We start from the raw sequence: 16,366 nt of genomic DNA on the forward strand, positions 1-16,366 counted from the left end.
ACCCGCGGCCCTGAATGTCTGGTTTTGCTTTACAACAACATCCCATACACCCCTGTACCGCAGGTGCGACCAAAATAAAAAAAGAAGCCCCAAAAGCGGCTGCTTTCGTTGGAAGCGGTAAATGCGGTGGCGGTGTAGTTGGTCATGTCGTCCTCAACTGTGTTTTGTAAAAACTAGTCCCCAATCCGGTTTTCTGTCAAGAAAAAAATGTACCTTTTTTCATCAGCGCGAAAATGTTCGCTTTTCGTCACCGTTCCGCCACAGCCCGCTTTCCCCCCGATCCTCCGTTTTTGGCAATGCACAAGGGAGAAACGAATAAAAGGCGGCCTCTTGTTTGTTCATGAAAAAACGATTACAATTTGATCAATTTCAAAGAGCGCTCCTGCGCCGTCCCGCAGTAAAGCTCTCCACTGTGCAATCTTTTACAGGGAGAAGAGTCATGCCTGCCTTGAAGAAGATCCTGTGCGCCCTGGACCTGTCGGATCAGAGCGAATCCGTAGCCGAATACGCCGTTATGCTCGCCAAGATGTCCGGGGCCAGCATTGTGGCGGTGTATGCCGCCCCCACGCTGACCCAGTACACGGGTTTCCATGTACCGCCGAACACCATCGACAACTTTGTCGGTGAGATCGTTTCCGGCGCCGAACGCTCGATGACCGACTTCGTATCCGAACACTTCACCGGAGTGGACGCCCGCGGCGTCGTCGTCGTCGGCTACGCGGCTGAGGAAATCCTCGCCCTCGCCGAAAGCGAACAGGCCGACATCATCGTTATGGGCACCCGCGGACGCAAGGGCATCGACCTGATCCTGTTTGGCTCCGTGGCTGAAAAGGTCGTGAAGAACGCGACTTGCCCGGTGCTGACCATCCGTCCCACCGACGACGATTGATTGACTTGGGAGGCAGTCCGGCGAAACCGGGCTGCCTCCTTTTTCTTCCCCAAACGGAATGTTCTGCCGCGAAGCCTCCATACGGAGCGTTCCCCGGCCTTTTCCCTTCCCCGGACGGAATGTTCCGTTTCGTCCTTCTTCGTATTTGCCCAACTTTCCGTGCCGTCCGGCAGAAACCCGGCCCGCAGGACTCTGCTGCCGGAATCCGGCCTGCTTCCATGCCTTACAGAAGGATCCGCCATAATATGCGGCTGTTTTATTTTGGCTGTGTTCAATTTTACGGTTGATGATTTTTTCAATGAAAATCAATAGATAAAAGCTCGTTCCACGTCCGGTGATGTGGGCCTCTCTCATTTTTTGTTCATTACATGAAATCCAGTTTTGAAGAATTGTTGCGAGACCTCCAAATCATTTCCAAAGAACTCTTCCTTTCCAGTTGGAATCTTGTATCAACCACAAACTTAAACACAGCCTTTATTTTTACAGTATGCTGAAAATAGGACGTTTTATCAGGCTTCCTTGCTGATGGGCTCCATTAGGACATTTATTCGTTATTCCTCTGGAATTTCAAGAAAGAAAACATCAACCGCTTCCCATAACACAGCCTTACAGAAAAACGCTTCCGCATCATGGGAGGATGTTTTATGGCCCCCTCCGGCTTTCCCGCCTTTTCCAACAAATGCACGCCCCCGGTAGGCAAGTGTTTCCTTGTGTTCCTCATTTCGGTGCTTGGGGTATGCGTGAGCATATACTACCGTTTTACGCCCGGCATTCCCTTTGATCGGAACCTGTTCGCGGCGTTGGGGATGATCCCGGGCGCGCTTCTGTGCGTGTTCCTCCTGCTCCTGCCTTGCGGGGGCTGGCTTTCTTGGCTGTTCGACACGCTCCTGTGCGCCATCATTCTACCGATACTTTGTTATTCCAGGGGAATGAATATAGGCATATTCCCCGCAGCCGTATGGGGTGCCCTGCTGGGGGCAAGCATCTCCTACCCCCTGTTCACGTTCTTCAACACATTGAAAGAGAGGGCGGAAAAAGGATCCGGCAAAGACGGCCGACGCCCCGTTTCCGACGAAATGAGTGCCCCAAAGAAATAGCCGCCCCTGGCCGCACGGCCCTGCACTCAACGGGCGCAGTGCGTTTCCCCGTCTTTGCAGGCTATCCTTCCGGCAATCCCCATACCCCGCCGTATGACGGGGGATGCACGCCGCCGCACACCAAGCCTCTTTTCCGCACAACACCGGGAGAAGCAACCTGTTGCCCGCCTTCCGCACATGACAGGGCTCTTTTCCGCGCAGCACCGGGAGACGGGCGTCAGAACCGGAACGCCTGCGCCACACAGCGCTCTCCAGAGACTATTACGGCCGCCTTTGGTGGGGATGAGGTGGACGCGAGCCACGATAGCAAACTGGGGAGGGGGAACGTTCTCAAGAAAAGGGCCCCCTCCCCAATATTCAGCCCGTCTACAGCTCCCCGGCCTTCAGCAAGGCTTCGCGGGCGTCCGCCAGACGGCCCTGCACTTCGAGGGCGCGGGAAAGCACCAGCCAGCCATTCCGATATTCGGGACGCAGAGCCACGCTCTGGCGGGCCAGCGATTCCGCAAGCTCCGGATCTTCCCCGCCGTCAAGGTAGAGGTCGGCCATGAGGCTGAGGGCGGCCACATCGCGGGGATTGCGGAGCAACGCCTGATGCAGATGCTCGCGGGCCTGATCCGCTTTGCCGAGCCTCAGGGCGAGACGGGCAAGGTGCCGGTACGGGAGCGGGCTCCCGGTGTCGAGGGCCGCCGCCGACTCGAACCGGGCGCGGGCCTCTTCAAGCCGTTCCTCCGCCTCGTCGAGCTGCCCAAGCCGGATCAGGGCATACAGATGCGAGGGCGACAGCCGGATGCAGGTACGGAAATGTTCCGCAGCCGCTTCGTTGTCGTGCAGGCTCTGGCAGACCGCGCCGAGGTTGTAGGCCAGCGCGGGATCGTCCGGGGTACGCTGGATCGCCTCCTCGAAAAAGCGCCGGGCTTCGGCATGGCGCCCAAGCGAAGCAAGGCAGACGCCGAGGGAATTCCACGCCAGCACATTGCCCTCATCGGCAAGCAGGGCAAGCTTGTACTCTTCGATGGCCCCGAACACGTCGCCCCGGCAGTGCCGCTTGTCCGCGCTGATGTTCAGGGCGAGGGAACCGAACTGCCCGATATGCGGCGCGGGGAGCAGGAGCGCATATTCAAGCGCCTTGCGTGCGCCTTCGATCATGTCCGAAGGCCGGAGATCGAGGAAGGGCCAGCAGGCCAGCCCCACGCCGGCACGCACGCCGAGGCGCGAAGCGATGTCGGCGCACAGCTTTTCGTACAGCCCGCGGAGCGGTTCCGCCTCCAGATCGGGATGGAAAAAGATGAGGCTGTTCAGCCCGAAGCGTCCGCCGAGCACCTTCCTGCCGCATACGGAACGGGCGAGATCGGCCACCTGCGCCATGATGTGCTCAGGCTGCGTCATGGGCTGGATCGCGCCGGAAGGGTCACCGTCGCGGCGCGCCATGTCCACATGCAGCAGCGCCAGCGAAAACCGTTCGCACTCGCTGCACGCCCGCGCCAGATGGGCAAGGAAATCGCCGTGCCGCAGGAGCCCGGTCAGGGGATCGGGGCGGTGGAACACGCCGTCGTCCTGCCCTTCGGGGGCCGCGCTCTGCACGCTCAGCCTCTGCTCCTCCTGAAGCAGCGTCAGGGCGTCGTCGGGCTCAAGCGGCCACGCGGGATCGCCAAGGTGCAGGATCTCCGCCACGGATTCCGATTCACGGACTTCCAGAAGGACGATCTCGCCCTTGTAGAGCGGCTGGAGGGACTCGTCCCCGGAACCGCCCTTGACCGCGTAGTTCACTGACCAGACCGAGAAATGCTGGCCTTCCCGCGCGCCCACGCTCCTGCCGAGCGAGGTCAGGACCCGCGAAAGGGGCATCACCTGCCGGATGTGCCCGCCTTCGAGAAGCAGCCTGCCGTACCCCATGACCCGGCCCGCCTGAAAACCGCCGGGGCCGCGCGTGCGGGCCACTTCCGCCGCGAGCTGGGCCTTGTGCAGCAGGATGCGCCCGTGCTCTTCCGAACTGCGCTGGCGGGTCCCGTCCATATCCTGCGGATAGAGCGCATAGCCCGCATGGGGCTGCACGCCGAACGGCCTGCCGATCAGCGGATCGGGGAGGCGCACCTGCTCCATCGCCCGCAGGATGGCGGCGGCAAGGTTCTCGCATTCGGGGCGCGTGGCTTCGGGCAGGAACACCGCGACCGCGCTGTCGCCGATGCGCGCGCCGAACGCCTGATCGGGAAGCTGGCCGGAAAACGCCTCCACCAGCTTGCTCACGAGCCGATCCGCAAACCCGTAGCTGACGTTCCGGGCCACCTCGCGCACGCCGTCGAACCGGACGACGATGAGGCCGAGCGTACCGCCCCGGCTGCTGCCTTCGCCGCTTTCCAGCCCGAACTCCCGCGCGAACGCCGACTGTATGGCCCCGGTTTCCTGCGTGAGCCGCTCCAGCAGCACCTCATGGGTTGCAAGCCCGGAGCGGGGATCAAGCCGCCCGGCCTTGTACAGCTCCAGATTCTCAAGGCACAGATCGACGATGCCGGGCAGGGACGGCAGCAGCGCCGCCACGCGCTCGGCGTCGGGCACACGGGCCATGAACACGCCGAGGAGTTCCCCGTGCCGGACGAGCGGCAGCAAAAGCTTTCCCTCGTCCGGCAGCCATTCCGGTTCCTGCGAACGGGTCTGGCGGGGAAAATAGACGGCATGCGCCTCGAACGGGAGCACGCGGTGCAGGCTGTCCCGCAGCCGCTGCTCCAGATCCAGCAGATCGCGCCGGACAAGGCCGGTCGTCAGGCCCGACATGCCTACCACGTCAGGCGGACGGGCACGCCGCGATCCGCCATGTATTGCTTGAGCTGCCCAATCGTATATTCGCCGTAGTGCACGATGGAGGCGATGAGCGCCGCCGAAGCGCGGCCTTCCGTCACGGCGTCCACCATGTGCTGCGGGCTTCCCGCGCCGCCGGAAGCGATGACGGGAATGCGCACGGCGTCGCAGATCCGGCGGGTGAGCGTCAGCTCATAGCCGTCCTTGGTCCCGTCGGCGTCGATGGAGTTGACGCACAGCTCGCCCGCGCCGAGCGCCTCGCAGCGCTTCGCCCACTCGACGGCGTCGATTCCCATAGCCTTGCGCCCGCCATGAATGACAATCTCATATCCGGACGGGATTTCCGGGGTGACGGGAACCCGCTTCACGTCCATGCCGACCACGATGGCCTGCGAACCGAACGCGTCCGCGCCCTGCGAAATGATTTCCGGGTTCTTCACGGCGGCGGAGTTCACGGAAATCTTTTCCGCGCCCGCGAGCAGCACGGCCCGCATGTCCTGCACCGTAGAGATGCCGCCCCCTACGGAGAAGGGGATGAAAATCTCCGAGGCGACCTTTTCCACCACGTCGAGGAAGATCCCGCGCGCCTCGGCGGAAGCCGTGATGTCGTAAAAGACGATTTCATCGGCCCCGGCCTCGTAATACCGCCGGGCGGTTTCCACCGGATCGCCGATGTCTTCGTTGCCCACGAACTTGACGCCCTTGGTCAGGCGCCCGTTGCGCACGTCAAGGCAGGGGATAACCCGTTTCGTCAGCATGCCCGGCCTCCCGCGCTGCGCGCCATGCACCATTCATAGAAATTGGAAAGGATCTTCAAGCCCGGCCGCCCGCTCTTTTCCGGGTGGAACTGGATGGCCCACAGGCCGTCCTGCCCGTACACCGCGCAGAACTCCGTACCGTAACGGCTTGTGGCGATGACCTTTTCCGGGGCCGTCTCCACATAATAACTATGCACGAAATAGAAGGCCGCGTCAGCCGGGACATCCTTCAGGATGGGGCTCTCCTGCTTGCGGGAAATCGTATTCCAGCCCATGTGCGGGATGCGGATAGGCGCCCCGCCTTCCTCCAGATGCTCGTCGAAGCGCACGCAGCGGCCTCCGACGAGGCCGAGGGTCGGCGTGTCGTTCTCGTCGCTGTGGGCCACCATGATCTGGCAGCCGAGGCAGATCCCAAGCAGGGGCCTGCCCGACGAGACGACATTGCGCAGCACGGCGTCGAGGCCGGAATCCTGAAGGTGGCGCATGGCCTGTCCGGCAGCGCCCACGCCGGGGAAAATCACGCCGTCCGCGCTGTCCACGACGGCGGGATCGGCAGTGATGGCGCAGGGAATGCCCAGATGATCGAGCGCGCGGCGCACGCTGGTCTGGTTCCCCGCCTTGTAGTCAAGGATGGCAAGCATAATTCTTCCCGATAAGCCGTTGTCCGCCGCCTCCGCGCGGAGAAACGTCCGGCGGGCGGGAGCGGGTGAAAGCCCATAGAAAGGGCCGAAAACACGATACTATCCGGTTCAGCGCCAGGTCAAGGCCCGCAACGGGCCGGACAGCAGGGGCGGGGCCTCAAAAAACGCGCATGCCCCCTGATTTGAAGGGCCTGTTGGGGGCGCACGGGAGGCCGGGTTGACAGAATCCGTAGTCTGGGCGAAATATATGACAATTCCACACTCCATCACGAGGTAAACCAAGGCCCTTTTTCCCCCGCACGAGCGCGGGAAGCCTGCCATATGGGCCGCAGCGCCAAGGATACGCATGATAAAACGAGCCATCACCCTGCTGCTCTTGGCTCTTCCTTTGTATTTGGCCGCCGTCCCGCAGGCGGAAGGCCGATCTCCGGGGCCGATGCTTGAGGTCTTTACCGGGAGAGCCACCTTTTACAGCGACTCGTTCCACGGCAAGAAAACGGCCAATGGGGAACGCTACAACAAAAACGAATTCACGGCGGCGCACCGCTCCCTTCCTTTGGGAACCATCGTCCGCGTGACCAACCTTTCCAACGGCAACAACCTGCTCGTCCGCATCAACGACCGCGGGCCGGGCAAGAAAAAGCTCATCCTCGACGTTTCCAGGGCCGCCGCCAGCAGGCTGAACATGATCCGGCGCGGCGTAATTCCCGTCCAGGTCGAGGTCGTCGCCGACAAGCGGGGCATCCCGGTTCTGCGGAACAACGCCTTTTACCTGCGGCTGGCCAGCGCACGCACGCTCAAGGACGCCCAAAACAAGCTCAAAACGCTTTCGTCCGCCAGCGCCTCCAAGCCCACCAAGCGGGTTTCCCGCAGCCTGCCCGGCGAACTCAAAATCCTCTCGGAACGCCTTCCCAACGGCCGCACGCAGTATTTTATCGGCCAAGGCCCCTTCACCCGCTACCGGGATGCGCAGCGCGCCCTGAGCAAAGCCAGAGCCAGGCATACTGAAGCCAGCGTCGCCTGCCTCCCCAGGCTGGTCGCCGAAAACAACCGCTGACTGCGGTTTGGGCCGCCCCCGCAGCGCCTTTCCGCGCAGCCTGCGCCTGTCGGCTTCGGGGTTCCATACCGCGCCTTTTTGGACAACCGCCCCGCCCTTCATGGAGCCTTTTCGGGCGCCTCTTGCCCACACTTTGCGGCAAGGCGGCATAATCAGCCGACACTAAAAGGAAAAGCCGCTTAAGCCTCAGAATATTGTTCAAAAAATCACTAAATCTTTTTCGTTCTTCTTTGCACAACTTTTTCTGCAAGAACCTATCATATTGTTTATACATATTTTTCATATAAAAAACACAAAACAGGAAACGGTTTTCAACTCCCTAAAAGCCCTTTCAGGGCTGGTGCAGAAATTCACTCCATCCCCTATCGTGCCCTAATCACGCGCCATTTGCACGAGTTCACGGCCCAGCGGGGCTAAATGTGCACAAAATCCTTTGATGACACCGGGTTTCTCGAACCTTCCTTGACACAAACAAGAACTGCATGGTATTTTTAACAAGAAGTAAGATAACTGAGATGAGGCCCGTGCGTTTGCGCTGCGGGCCATCTTAGAATATCCCGCGGCTTTCAGCCGCACCACAATGCGGTTACCAACCAAACCAAGTGGAGGTAAGGCAATGGCAATCAAACATCCAACTCCCTTGTTGGATCAACTCGAAACTGGCCCTTGGCCCAGCTTCGTATCCGACATCAAGCAGGAAGCTGAATACAGAGCGGCCAACCCCGACAACGTGGAATTCCAGGTTCCCGCCGACGCTCCCGACGACCTGCTCGGTGTGCTTGAACTTTCCTATAAGGAAAAGGAAACGCACTGGAAGCACGGCGGCATCGTGGGCGTGTTCGGTTACGGCGGCGGCGTTATCGGCCGTTACTGCGACCAGCCTGAAATGTTCCCCGGCGTGGCGCACTTCCACACCGTCCGTGTGGCCCAGCCCTCCGGCAAGTACTACTCCACCGAATTCCTGCGCGGCCTGTGCGACATCTGGGAACTCCGCGGCTCCGGCCTGACCAACATGCACGGTTCCACCGGCGACATCGTGCTCATCGGCACCCAGACCCCGCAGCTTGAAGAAATCTTCTACGATCTCACCCACAAGCTCGACGTCGACCTCGGCGGTTCCGGTTCCAACCTCCGTACGCCTGCCGCCTGCCTTGGCCAGAGCCGCTGCGAATACGCCTGCTACAACACGCAGGACGCCTGCTACCAGCTCACCATGGACTACCAGGACGAACTGCACCGTCCCGCCTTCCCTTACAAGTTCAAGTTCAAATTCGACGGCTGCCCGAACGGCTGCGTGGCCGCTATGGCCCGTTCCGACTTCGCCGTCGTGGGTACGTGGAAGGACGACATCAAGATCGATCAGGAAGCCGTGAAAGCCTACGTTGCCGGCGAATTCGCCCCCAACGCCGGCGCCCACTCCGGCCGTGACTGGGGCAAGTTCGACATCGAAGCCGAAGTCATCAACCTGTGCCCCTCCAAGTGCATGAAGTGGGACGGCAGCCGCCTCTTCATCAACAACGCCGAATGCGTGCGTTGCATGCACTGTATCAACACCATGCCCCGCGCCCTGCACATCGGCGACGAACGCGGCGCGTCCATCCTCTGCGGCGCCAAGGCCCCGGTCGTTGACGGCGCTCAGATGGGCTCCCTGCTCGTTCCCTTCGTCCCGGTTGAAGCTCCTTACGCTGAACTCAAAGAAATCATTGAAAAGATTTGGGATTGGTGGATGGAAGAAGGCAAGAACCGCGAACGTCTCGGCGAAACCATGAAGCGTCTGTCCTTCCAGAAGCTCCTTGAAGTCACCGAAATCCCCGCTCTTGCTCAGCACGTCAAGGAACCGCGCTCCAACCCGTACATCTTCTTCAAGGAAGAAGAAGTGCCCGGCGGCTGGAACCGTGACCTGGCTGCTTACCGCTCCAGACATCAACGCTAAAGAGAAGGGAGAATTACCATGGCGTTTGTTTCTTCCGGCTACAATCCTGAAAAGCCGATGGAAGGCCGTATCTCCGATATTGGCCCCCGCAAATACGACTCGTTCTTCCCTGAAGTCATCAAGAAGAACTTCGGCAAATGGCTGTACCACGAAATCCTGGAACCCGGCGTGCTCGTGCACGTCGCCGAATCCGGCGATAAGGTGTACACCGTGCGCTGCGGCGGCACCCGTACGATGTCCGTTACCAACATCCGCGAAATCTGCGAAATCGCCGACAAGTACTGCGGCGGGCACGTTCGCTGGACGACCCGTAACAACATCGAATTCATGGTGACCGACGAAGCCACCCTGAAGGCCCTGAAGGAAGATCTGGCGGGCCGCAAGTTCGCCGCCGGCTCCTACAAGTTCCCCATCGGCGGCACCGGCGCCGGCGTTTCCAACATCGTGCATACCCAGGGCTGGGTGCACTGTCACACCCCCGCCACCGACGCCTCCGGCCCGGTTAAGGCTGTGATGGACACCATGTTTGAAGAGTTCAAGAACATGCGTCTGCCCGCCCCCGTGCGCATTTCGCTGGCTTGCTGCATCAACATGTGCGGCGCCGTGCACTGCTCCGACATCGGCATCGTGGGCATCCACCGCAAGCCCCCGATGATCGACGACCAGTGGGTTGACCAGCTCTGCGAAATCCCGCTGGCTGTCGCCGCCTGCCCCACCGCCGCCGTGCGTCCGGTCAAGACCGAACATGACGGCAAGAAGGTCAACTCCGTGGCCATCAAGCAGGATCGCTGCATGTACTGCGGCAACTGCTACACCATGTGCCCCGCCCTGCCCATCTCCGACGGCGAAGGCGACGGCGTCGCCCTGATGGTCGGCGGCAAGGTTTCCAACCGTATCTCCATGCCCAAGTTCTCCAAAGTGGTCGTGGCGTACATTCCCAACGAACCGCCCCGCTGGAACACCCTCACCAGCACGATCAAGCACATCGTGGAAGTGTACTCCGAAAACGCCAACAAGTACGAACGTCTGGGCGACTGGGCCGAACGCATCGGCTGGGAATCCTTCTTTGAACTGACCGGCCTTGAGTTCACCCACCACCTGATCGACGACTTCCGCGATCCGGCTTACTACACCTGGCGCCAGAGCACCCAGTTCAAGTTCTCTGAACTGGCCCTCGCCGCCCACGGCGGTGAAGCCCACGAATCCGCTTCCGCCGCTGAAGTCACCGCCGAAGACAAGGAAGTCGTCATCAACTTCCTCAAGGAAAAGATGTCCCGTCCCGGCGCGAAGACCAAGTACTACTTCAAGGACTTCCTCGAACTCTTCCCCGCCAAGGGCACCCGCGACGTCAAGAACGTCCTGTCCGTGCTCGTGTCCGAAGAGGCGTTGGAATACTGGTCTTCCGGCTCCACGACCATGTATGGTCTGAAGGGCGCCGGCAAGCAGGCCTCTTCCGAAGGCGAAAACTAGTCTTAACGGCTGCGGGGGAGCTTTCTCCCGCGGCTTTCCCTCCCGTTCCCGATCAAGCGGGCACGGGAGGGCTTTTGAGGGAAGGAAGCGATTCCTTCCCTTTTCTTTTCCGGGGGAAGGCATGGCCCAGAACATTCGGCTCAGGCACGCACAGTCCGGCGTCATCACAACCGGATTTTACGGATTCAGTTGGACGACGCTGTTTTTCAGCGGGTTTCCCGCCATATTCCGTGGCGACCTCCTTACCGGGGTGCTCGTGCTGCTCCTCAGCGCCTCCTCTTTCTGGCTCGTCGCGCTCATCTGGGCCTTTCTCTACAACCGCGTCTACACCACGCGCCTGTTGGAACGCGGCTACGTCTTCGACGACGATCCGGAGAAAGTCCGGGAAGCCAAGCGCGTGCTGGGCATACACGAGTAGAACCAAGGACGCGCCCGTGACGCCGCATCCCCGCCGGTTCCATCCGCCCGGACGGACAGCAAAGCCCGGCCCGGTTACCCGATCCGTCCCGTTCCGCGCGACGCCGGGCGGCACATCCCGCCCATTCCCGTCTCGGCCTCCCTTTGCTGCTCCCCCGGTTCCGGCGAAGCCCTTGCGGGGCTCGGCAGACACGGGGAACCCCTTGCTGGCTTCGCAATCCTGCATGGACAAAATGGCGGCGAGGCCCCCTTCCATGCGGCGGCGCGTGCGGCTGGCCCTGCCCGGCTCCGGCATACCCCGGCTTTTTCCGCACTCACGGCCCTATCCGCCCGGCACGCCGCCCCTCCGGTATGCTTGTCCCGTCCGCGCCTGCGCCCCCCCAGCCCTCTCGGCGGCACGGGGCTGCCGAAGCATGCGGATATCCACAGCATGGAAGCCCTCCCCTTCCAATGGAACGGGCCGCCTCCCGTCCGTCATCAACGCCAGCCGTATGCGGCGCTGCGCAGGCCACGAAGGGTTTCCCGGCGGCAGAGGGGGAAAGCCCAGTACGCCAAAACGTAAAAAGAAGGCTGTGTTATAGAAAACGGTTGATGCTTTTTTCCTTGAAGTTCCAAAGGATTAGCCGATAAAATGCCTTAGCCGTGGTTCCCGCCAAGGGGAAAACCGGAGAAAAAGGCTGTATTTTCACCGCACTGTGGAGATGAAACAACCACACACTATAACAGAGCCAAAGAGAAAACCTGCGATGTCCGATAACTACATTCTGCTGCGGCACCCCCATACGGGCAAGGAAACAAAGGGATATTACGGATTCAGTTGGGACAGCTTCCGAACCTTGGGGTTCGTCTGGTTCAAACGCGGGGCCCCCTCCGGGGGCATGGAATACATTATCTCCCCGGCTGCGATCCTCATCGTGTTCGGCCTCTTTTTCGGCGTGCCTGCGCTCTCGGAATTGCTCGACGGTACGGAAGTTCCCCTGGGCGGCCTCATGATTTCGGGGCACGCTTTAATAGCCATGCTGGGCCTCGTTGGTCTGCTGCTTCAGAACACCCTGATCTCCTTCTCCTGCAACCGGCGATATACGCGCAAACTGCTGGACGAAGGCTACGAAATCGTCCCCGCGATCAATGAGAAGGAAGCCCGGATCGCGCTCAACCTTCCGGGAGGCCCCGATGGCCGCCGATGACTGCATCCTGCTGCGGCATCCCTACACGGGCAAGGAAACGGCGGGATACTACGGATTCAGCGGGGAAACGCTTCGTTCCTTCGTTTTCTGCCTCAGGAGGGGCAACACCCGGCTGTTCCTCGCCGCACTGACGCCCCTGATCGGTTTTGTGCTGCTTCCCCCCGTGCTTCTGCTGTTTCCCGATGCCCGGAAAATCCTTCTCGCCCCTTTCCCCGGCGCTGACATCCCCCTTTTTGTGCTTTTCCTCCTGATCCTGGGGTTCCTGTGCGTTTGCGGAACGCTGCCCATCACCACGCACGCCAACCGCATCCACACCACGGAACGGCTCAGGCAGGGCTACGCCCTGCCCGCCGCCTCCGCCAACCTTGATAAAGCGCGGGCCGCCCTCAAACTCCCGCCCTCCCGGAACAACGCATGATCACACCGACTTTCACGGCCCCCCGCCTCGTCGTCTCCGGCCTTTCCGGGGGCGGCGGGAAAACGCTCCTCTCGCTCGGCCTCGTCCGCGCCCTGACGCTTCGCGGCTTCCGCGTCAAACCCTGCAAGAAGGGCCCGGACTACATTGACGCCGCATGGCTCGGCCTCGCCTCCGGGCGCACGCCGACCAACCTTGATCCCTTCTTTTTGACGGATGCCCGGCTGCGTGCGCTTTTCCGCTCCTCATTCGGCGACGCCGACCTTGCCGTCATTGAAGGCAACCGGGGCCTGTACGACGGGCGTGACGTGCAGGGAAGCTGCTCCACCGCGGCCCTCGCCCGCGCCCTCGGCGCGCCCGTCCTGCTTACCCTCACGGTCACCAAGATGACCCGCACCGCCGCCGCGGTCATTGCCGGGCTGGCCCGCTTCGAGCCCGTCAACCTCGCCGGCGTCGTCCTCAACCGTGTGGCGTCCTCACGGCACGCCGCCCTCATCCGGCAGAGCATCGAAACGTACACCGGCATCCCCGTCCTCGGAGAAATCCCCCGGCTTGCCGAAAATCCCATCCCCGAACGGCACATGGGGCTCGTCTCCATGCACGACGAAACCCCGGACGCGCCGGGCCGGGCCTCCCTGCTCGCCGCCCTTGATTCCCTTGCCGGGCTTATTGAAAGCCATATGGACGTTGATGCGGCCCTGCGCCTCGCCCGTTCCGCCCCCGATCTGCGGGACGTCGCCCCCTTCTGGGAAGAAGAAAAAGAAAGGGGAGGAAGGGGAGAAGAAAACGCCGCTTTCCGGGAAGCGGACAACATCGGGAAAGGCCCCGGCAACGCCCCCCAGTATGCCGATGCCACGGTTGGGGAGGCCGATATGGGGAGGACACCCCCCAATGATGCGCCGCATGGACGAAAATCCGCCGAAAGCGCGCCTTCCGGTATAGCCCCCTTACCCCCATCGGAACCAGCCGGAGCTCTGGAACCGTCCGCATCAGCGTTGCTTCATTCCGGCCTTCCGCCCGCTTCTCCCGTGACCATCGGCTTCGTACGGGATGCGGCCCTGTGGTTCTATTATGAGGAAAATTTTGAGGCCCTGCGCCGTGCCGGAGCCGAGCTCGTCGAACTGAGCCTGCTCTCGCCGGAACCGTGGCCCGGCGAACGCCTTGACGGGCTCTATCTCGGCGGCGGGTTCCCTGAAATGGTTCCGGAACGCCTCACGGATTCCCCGCATCTGGCGGAAATCCGGGAATACTCCATGCGCGGCATGCCCATCTATGCCGAGTGCGGCGGATTTATGGTTCTGTGCCAGGAGTTGCAGATCGGCGGGAAACTGTACCCCATGACCGGAATTTTCCCGGCACGGGCGGAGTTCTGCCAGCGCCCACAGGGCCTCGGCTATGTGGAGGCCACCGTGGAGGCCGAAAACCCGTTCCATCCGGTAGGCGCCCTTCTGCGCGGGCACGAATTCCACTATTCCCGCTGCATCGCGCTTGGGGAGCTTGAGCCGACCCTGCGCCTCTCGCCCGGCGTGGGCATGTCCGGGCCGGGGCACCGCGCCAAGGGGCTTGCGGCGGAAGGCCCGGACAAGCTCAAAAGCCGCGACGGGCTCCTTGTCCGCAACACTTTCGCGGCGTACACGCACCTCTTTGCGCCAGCCGTCCCGCACTGGGCCGCCCGTTTCGTCGCGGCCTGCCGAAAGAACGGATGATCTCCAAGGGGGAGGCGTTTCAAAGCCACGCGCCTCCCTCTCTCCGGGGTTTCCTTCCCGCGTACTTGTAATCTTATCCACCCGTTGCGCTGCGCCTTCCAATCGCCGCTTCCTTTTGCCGACGGGCCGCCGCTGCGCGCATCCCAAAGGAAGGCGGGATGATATATCCCCTGATTTTCTTCTAATCAGGAATTATTTCTATTTACAGGCCATCAGGTTTGGGGTACTCTTATTTCCTACATCACAGAACAACGCTACGCTCCCGTTTTTTGGGGGATGGAGGCTTATTATGATTGAGGAACGCACCGGCATCATCACTTTCCAAGGCAATCCCCTGACCCTTCTCGGCAAGGGCGTTTCCGTCGGCGAAGCGGCCCCGGACTTCTCCGTGCTGGCCAATGATCTCACCCCGCGCACGCTGGCCGACTACAAGGGCAAGGTGCTGGTCATCAGCGTGGTTCCTTCCCTCGACACGCCCGTCTGCGACATGCAGACCCGCCGTTTCAATGCCGAAGCCGCCAAGCTTTCCGACAACGTCCGCATCCTGACCATCAGTTGCGACCTCCCCTTCGCCCAGACCCGCTGGTGCGGGGCCGCCGGGGTCGATGCCGTCGAAACCCTCTCCGACCACCGCGACCTTTCCTTCGGTACGGCCTATGGCGTCGCCATCAAGGAACTCCGCCTCCTCAGCCGCGCCGTGTTCGTCATCTGCGCCGACGGCGTCATCGCCTACGAGCAGCTCGTCAAGGAAGTCACCCACGACGTCGATTTTGAAGCCGCTCTTGAGGCCGTGAAAGCCTGCCTTGAAAAATAGTTCCGCCAAAAGGCGTGAACCAGCCTCCCCGCCGGGTCTCCCTTTCCTTCCTTCCGAGACCTGCCGGATGATACGGCAAAGGCCGCACCTGATCTCTCAGGGGCGGCCTTTGTTCTGGGCCGTGTCGTCAACTAGATATAATCCATTACAATTGTTTAACCATTTTCAAGCCACAAAAAATTATTTTATATAATTTCAATTAGTTATATGTAAAAATAGGCTGTGTTAAAGTTTCCGGCTGATACGGCAATCAGAGGTCGTTCATCTGCCCCTGTTTCAGCGGAACATTCGCTGCCGTGAAGGCGGACGCACTTCCAGCGCGGTGAAAGGCATCCTCCGGCAGCGGCTGACGGCGCTTCGTCTCGCGCGGTTTCGCCGCTCTCGACCGCGCTTCGCGAGACATTTCGCCGCTCCTTGCCCCCCTCCCATGCCGCATTGCCATGCGGCGGGGGACTTCCTCAAAGTTCACTGACGCTCGCGCCTCCGGCGGTTAAAGGAGCATACTTCTCTTTATCAACCGTTAACTTGAACAGAGCCAAAAAATAACAACACGGCCCAGGGCCTGTTCACGCAAAAAGAAAAGGCTGTGTTCTAGAAAATGGTTGATGCTTTTTTCCTTGAAGTTCCACAGGGATAACCGACAAAATGCCTCAGCCATGAACTCCACCAAGGGGAAAGCTGGAGAAAAGGCTGTATGTTCACAGTGCTGTGGAGATGAAACAACCACATGCCATGACAGAGCCTTTTGCAAATGGTTACCCTCAATTCGGGCGATGCCGCATCTTTCGTCAATCACATTCAATCATTGAAAAAATTCAGTATAGCGTAAACACGCCCTAGGCGGAAGGCTGCCCTTCCGCCGCTGCCTCCAGCGCCGCCACGCGGGACTTGAGGGCCTCCAGTTCCGTTTGCAGGGACTGCACCGCGTTGGAAGGCTCCCAGTTGCCGTTGTCGGCGTTCCACACGGGGACGGCCCCCTCCGTGCGGCTCCGGTTGTCCATCAGCGGGAGCAGCTTCCCAAGCCACGCATTGAGGCGCTGCATGTTCGCCGTCACGATGGCGTTCCAGCCTTGCTGCCCATAAGTGATCGTCTCAAGCCCGGTCGGGGTCAAACTCGCCATTGCGTCTTCTCCTTGCTTGTCTTATCGGGCCGCCCCTCAGGAACCGCAGGGCCGGACGGCCCGGAACT

General features: G+C 61.1%; 15 protein-coding genes and 1 pseudogene. 11 read left to right on the forward strand and 5 right to left on the reverse strand.

Translation table 11 applies throughout. The features are described 5' to 3' along the window. Positions 1-439 precede the first annotated feature (439 nt). Entirely contained in the window at positions 440-889 is a 450-nt protein-coding gene (locus tag ACZM8Y_RS05395) for a universal stress protein (protein WP_005027907.1), read from the forward strand. A 629-nt stretch (positions 890-1,518) separates the two neighbouring features. Continuing rightward, on the forward strand, positions 1,519-1,986 hold the full coding sequence (locus ACZM8Y_RS05400; protein WP_487479942.1) for a hypothetical protein: 468 nt from the start codon (positions 1,519-1,521) through the stop codon (positions 1,984-1,986). A gap of 366 nt (positions 1,987-2,352) precedes the next feature. Here ACZM8Y_RS05400 and ACZM8Y_RS05405 read toward each other — a convergent pair whose 3' ends face one another. From ACZM8Y_RS05405 to hisH, 3 genes are read right to left on the reverse strand one after another with little or no spacing between them, the layout of a single operon-like run. Beyond that, positions 2,353-4,755, reverse strand: a complete 2,403-nt coding sequence (locus tag ACZM8Y_RS05405; protein WP_482330328.1) for a tetratricopeptide repeat protein — start codon at positions 4,753-4,755, stop codon at positions 2,353-2,355. 2 nt (positions 4,756-4,757) lie between these two features. After that, the gene (hisF, locus tag ACZM8Y_RS05410) at positions 4,758-5,537 is read right to left on the reverse strand and encodes an imidazole glycerol phosphate synthase subunit HisF (RefSeq protein WP_482330329.1); all 780 of its coding nucleotides are present in this window, start codon (positions 5,535-5,537) and stop codon (positions 4,758-4,760) included. Continuing rightward, positions 5,531-6,178, reverse strand: coding sequence for an imidazole glycerol phosphate synthase subunit HisH (hisH, locus tag ACZM8Y_RS05415; RefSeq protein ID WP_482330330.1), 648 nt, complete (start codon positions 6,176-6,178; stop codon positions 5,531-5,533). Before hisH ends, hisF begins: the two co-directional genes overlap by 7 nt. Positions 6,179-6,524: 346 nt before the next feature. Here hisH and ACZM8Y_RS05420 point away from each other — a divergent pair, with 346 nt between their 5' ends. The 9 genes and pseudogenes from ACZM8Y_RS05420 (at position 6,525) to tpx (ending at position 15,177) form a co-directional block, all read left to right on the forward strand. Then, positions 6,525-7,235 carry a septal ring lytic transglycosylase RlpA family protein gene (locus ACZM8Y_RS05420; protein ID WP_482330331.1) on the forward strand — a complete coding sequence of 237 codons (711 nt, stop codon included), beginning with the start codon at positions 6,525-6,527 and terminating at the stop codon, positions 7,233-7,235. Between the two features lie 616 nt (positions 7,236-7,851). After that, entirely contained in the window at positions 7,852-9,168 is a 1,317-nt protein-coding gene (gene dsrA / locus ACZM8Y_RS05425) for a dissimilatory-type sulfite reductase subunit alpha (protein ID WP_302551453.1), read from the forward strand. Between the two features lie 18 nt (positions 9,169-9,186). Beyond that, a pseudogene (gene dsrB, locus ACZM8Y_RS05430) lies at positions 9,187-10,329 on the forward strand (dissimilatory-type sulfite reductase subunit beta); the annotation flags it as partial. An 87-nt stretch (positions 10,330-10,416) separates the two neighbouring features. Continuing rightward, positions 10,417-10,638, forward strand: coding sequence for a dissimilatory sulfite reductase D family protein (locus ACZM8Y_RS05435; RefSeq protein WP_302551474.1), 222 nt, complete (start codon positions 10,417-10,419; stop codon positions 10,636-10,638). Between the two features lie 121 nt (positions 10,639-10,759). Beyond that, on the forward strand, positions 10,760-11,056 hold the full coding sequence (locus ACZM8Y_RS05440; RefSeq protein WP_308770508.1) for a hypothetical protein: 297 nt from the start codon (positions 10,760-10,762) through the stop codon (positions 11,054-11,056). Positions 11,057-11,801: 745 nt separating this feature from the next. Next, the gene (locus ACZM8Y_RS05445; RefSeq protein WP_479858716.1) at positions 11,802-12,242 is read left to right on the forward strand and encodes a hypothetical protein; all 441 of its coding nucleotides are present in this window, start codon (positions 11,802-11,804) and stop codon (positions 12,240-12,242) included. Then, positions 12,229-12,660, forward strand: coding sequence for a hypothetical protein (locus ACZM8Y_RS05450; RefSeq protein ID WP_482330332.1), 432 nt, complete (start codon positions 12,229-12,231; stop codon positions 12,658-12,660). The genes ACZM8Y_RS05445 and ACZM8Y_RS05450 overlap by 14 nt, the downstream gene beginning before the upstream one ends. Then, positions 12,657-14,363 carry a cobyrinic acid a,c-diamide synthase CobB gene (locus ACZM8Y_RS05455; RefSeq protein WP_482330333.1) on the forward strand — a complete coding sequence of 569 codons (1,707 nt, stop codon included), beginning with the start codon at positions 12,657-12,659 and terminating at the stop codon, positions 14,361-14,363. Before ACZM8Y_RS05450 ends, ACZM8Y_RS05455 begins: the two co-directional genes overlap by 4 nt. A gap of 289 nt (positions 14,364-14,652) precedes the next feature. Further along, positions 14,653-15,177 (forward strand): thiol peroxidase, encoded by a 525-nt coding sequence (tpx, locus tag ACZM8Y_RS05460; RefSeq protein ID WP_302551459.1) that lies wholly within the window; start codon positions 14,653-14,655, stop codon positions 15,175-15,177. Between the two features lie 520 nt (positions 15,178-15,697). On the opposite strand, the gene ACZM8Y_RS05465 is transcribed toward tpx, so the two are convergent. Then, complete coding sequence (locus ACZM8Y_RS05465; RefSeq protein WP_489501642.1) at positions 15,698-15,904, reverse strand: hypothetical protein; 207 nt, start codon at positions 15,902-15,904, stop codon at positions 15,698-15,700. Between the two features lie 109 nt (positions 15,905-16,013). Continuing rightward, positions 16,014-16,298, reverse strand: a complete 285-nt coding sequence (locus ACZM8Y_RS05470; protein WP_302551460.1) for a hypothetical protein — start codon at positions 16,296-16,298, stop codon at positions 16,014-16,016. Between the last annotated feature and the right edge of the window lie 68 nt (positions 16,299-16,366).

This window comes from Bilophila sp., assembly GCF_057864385.1.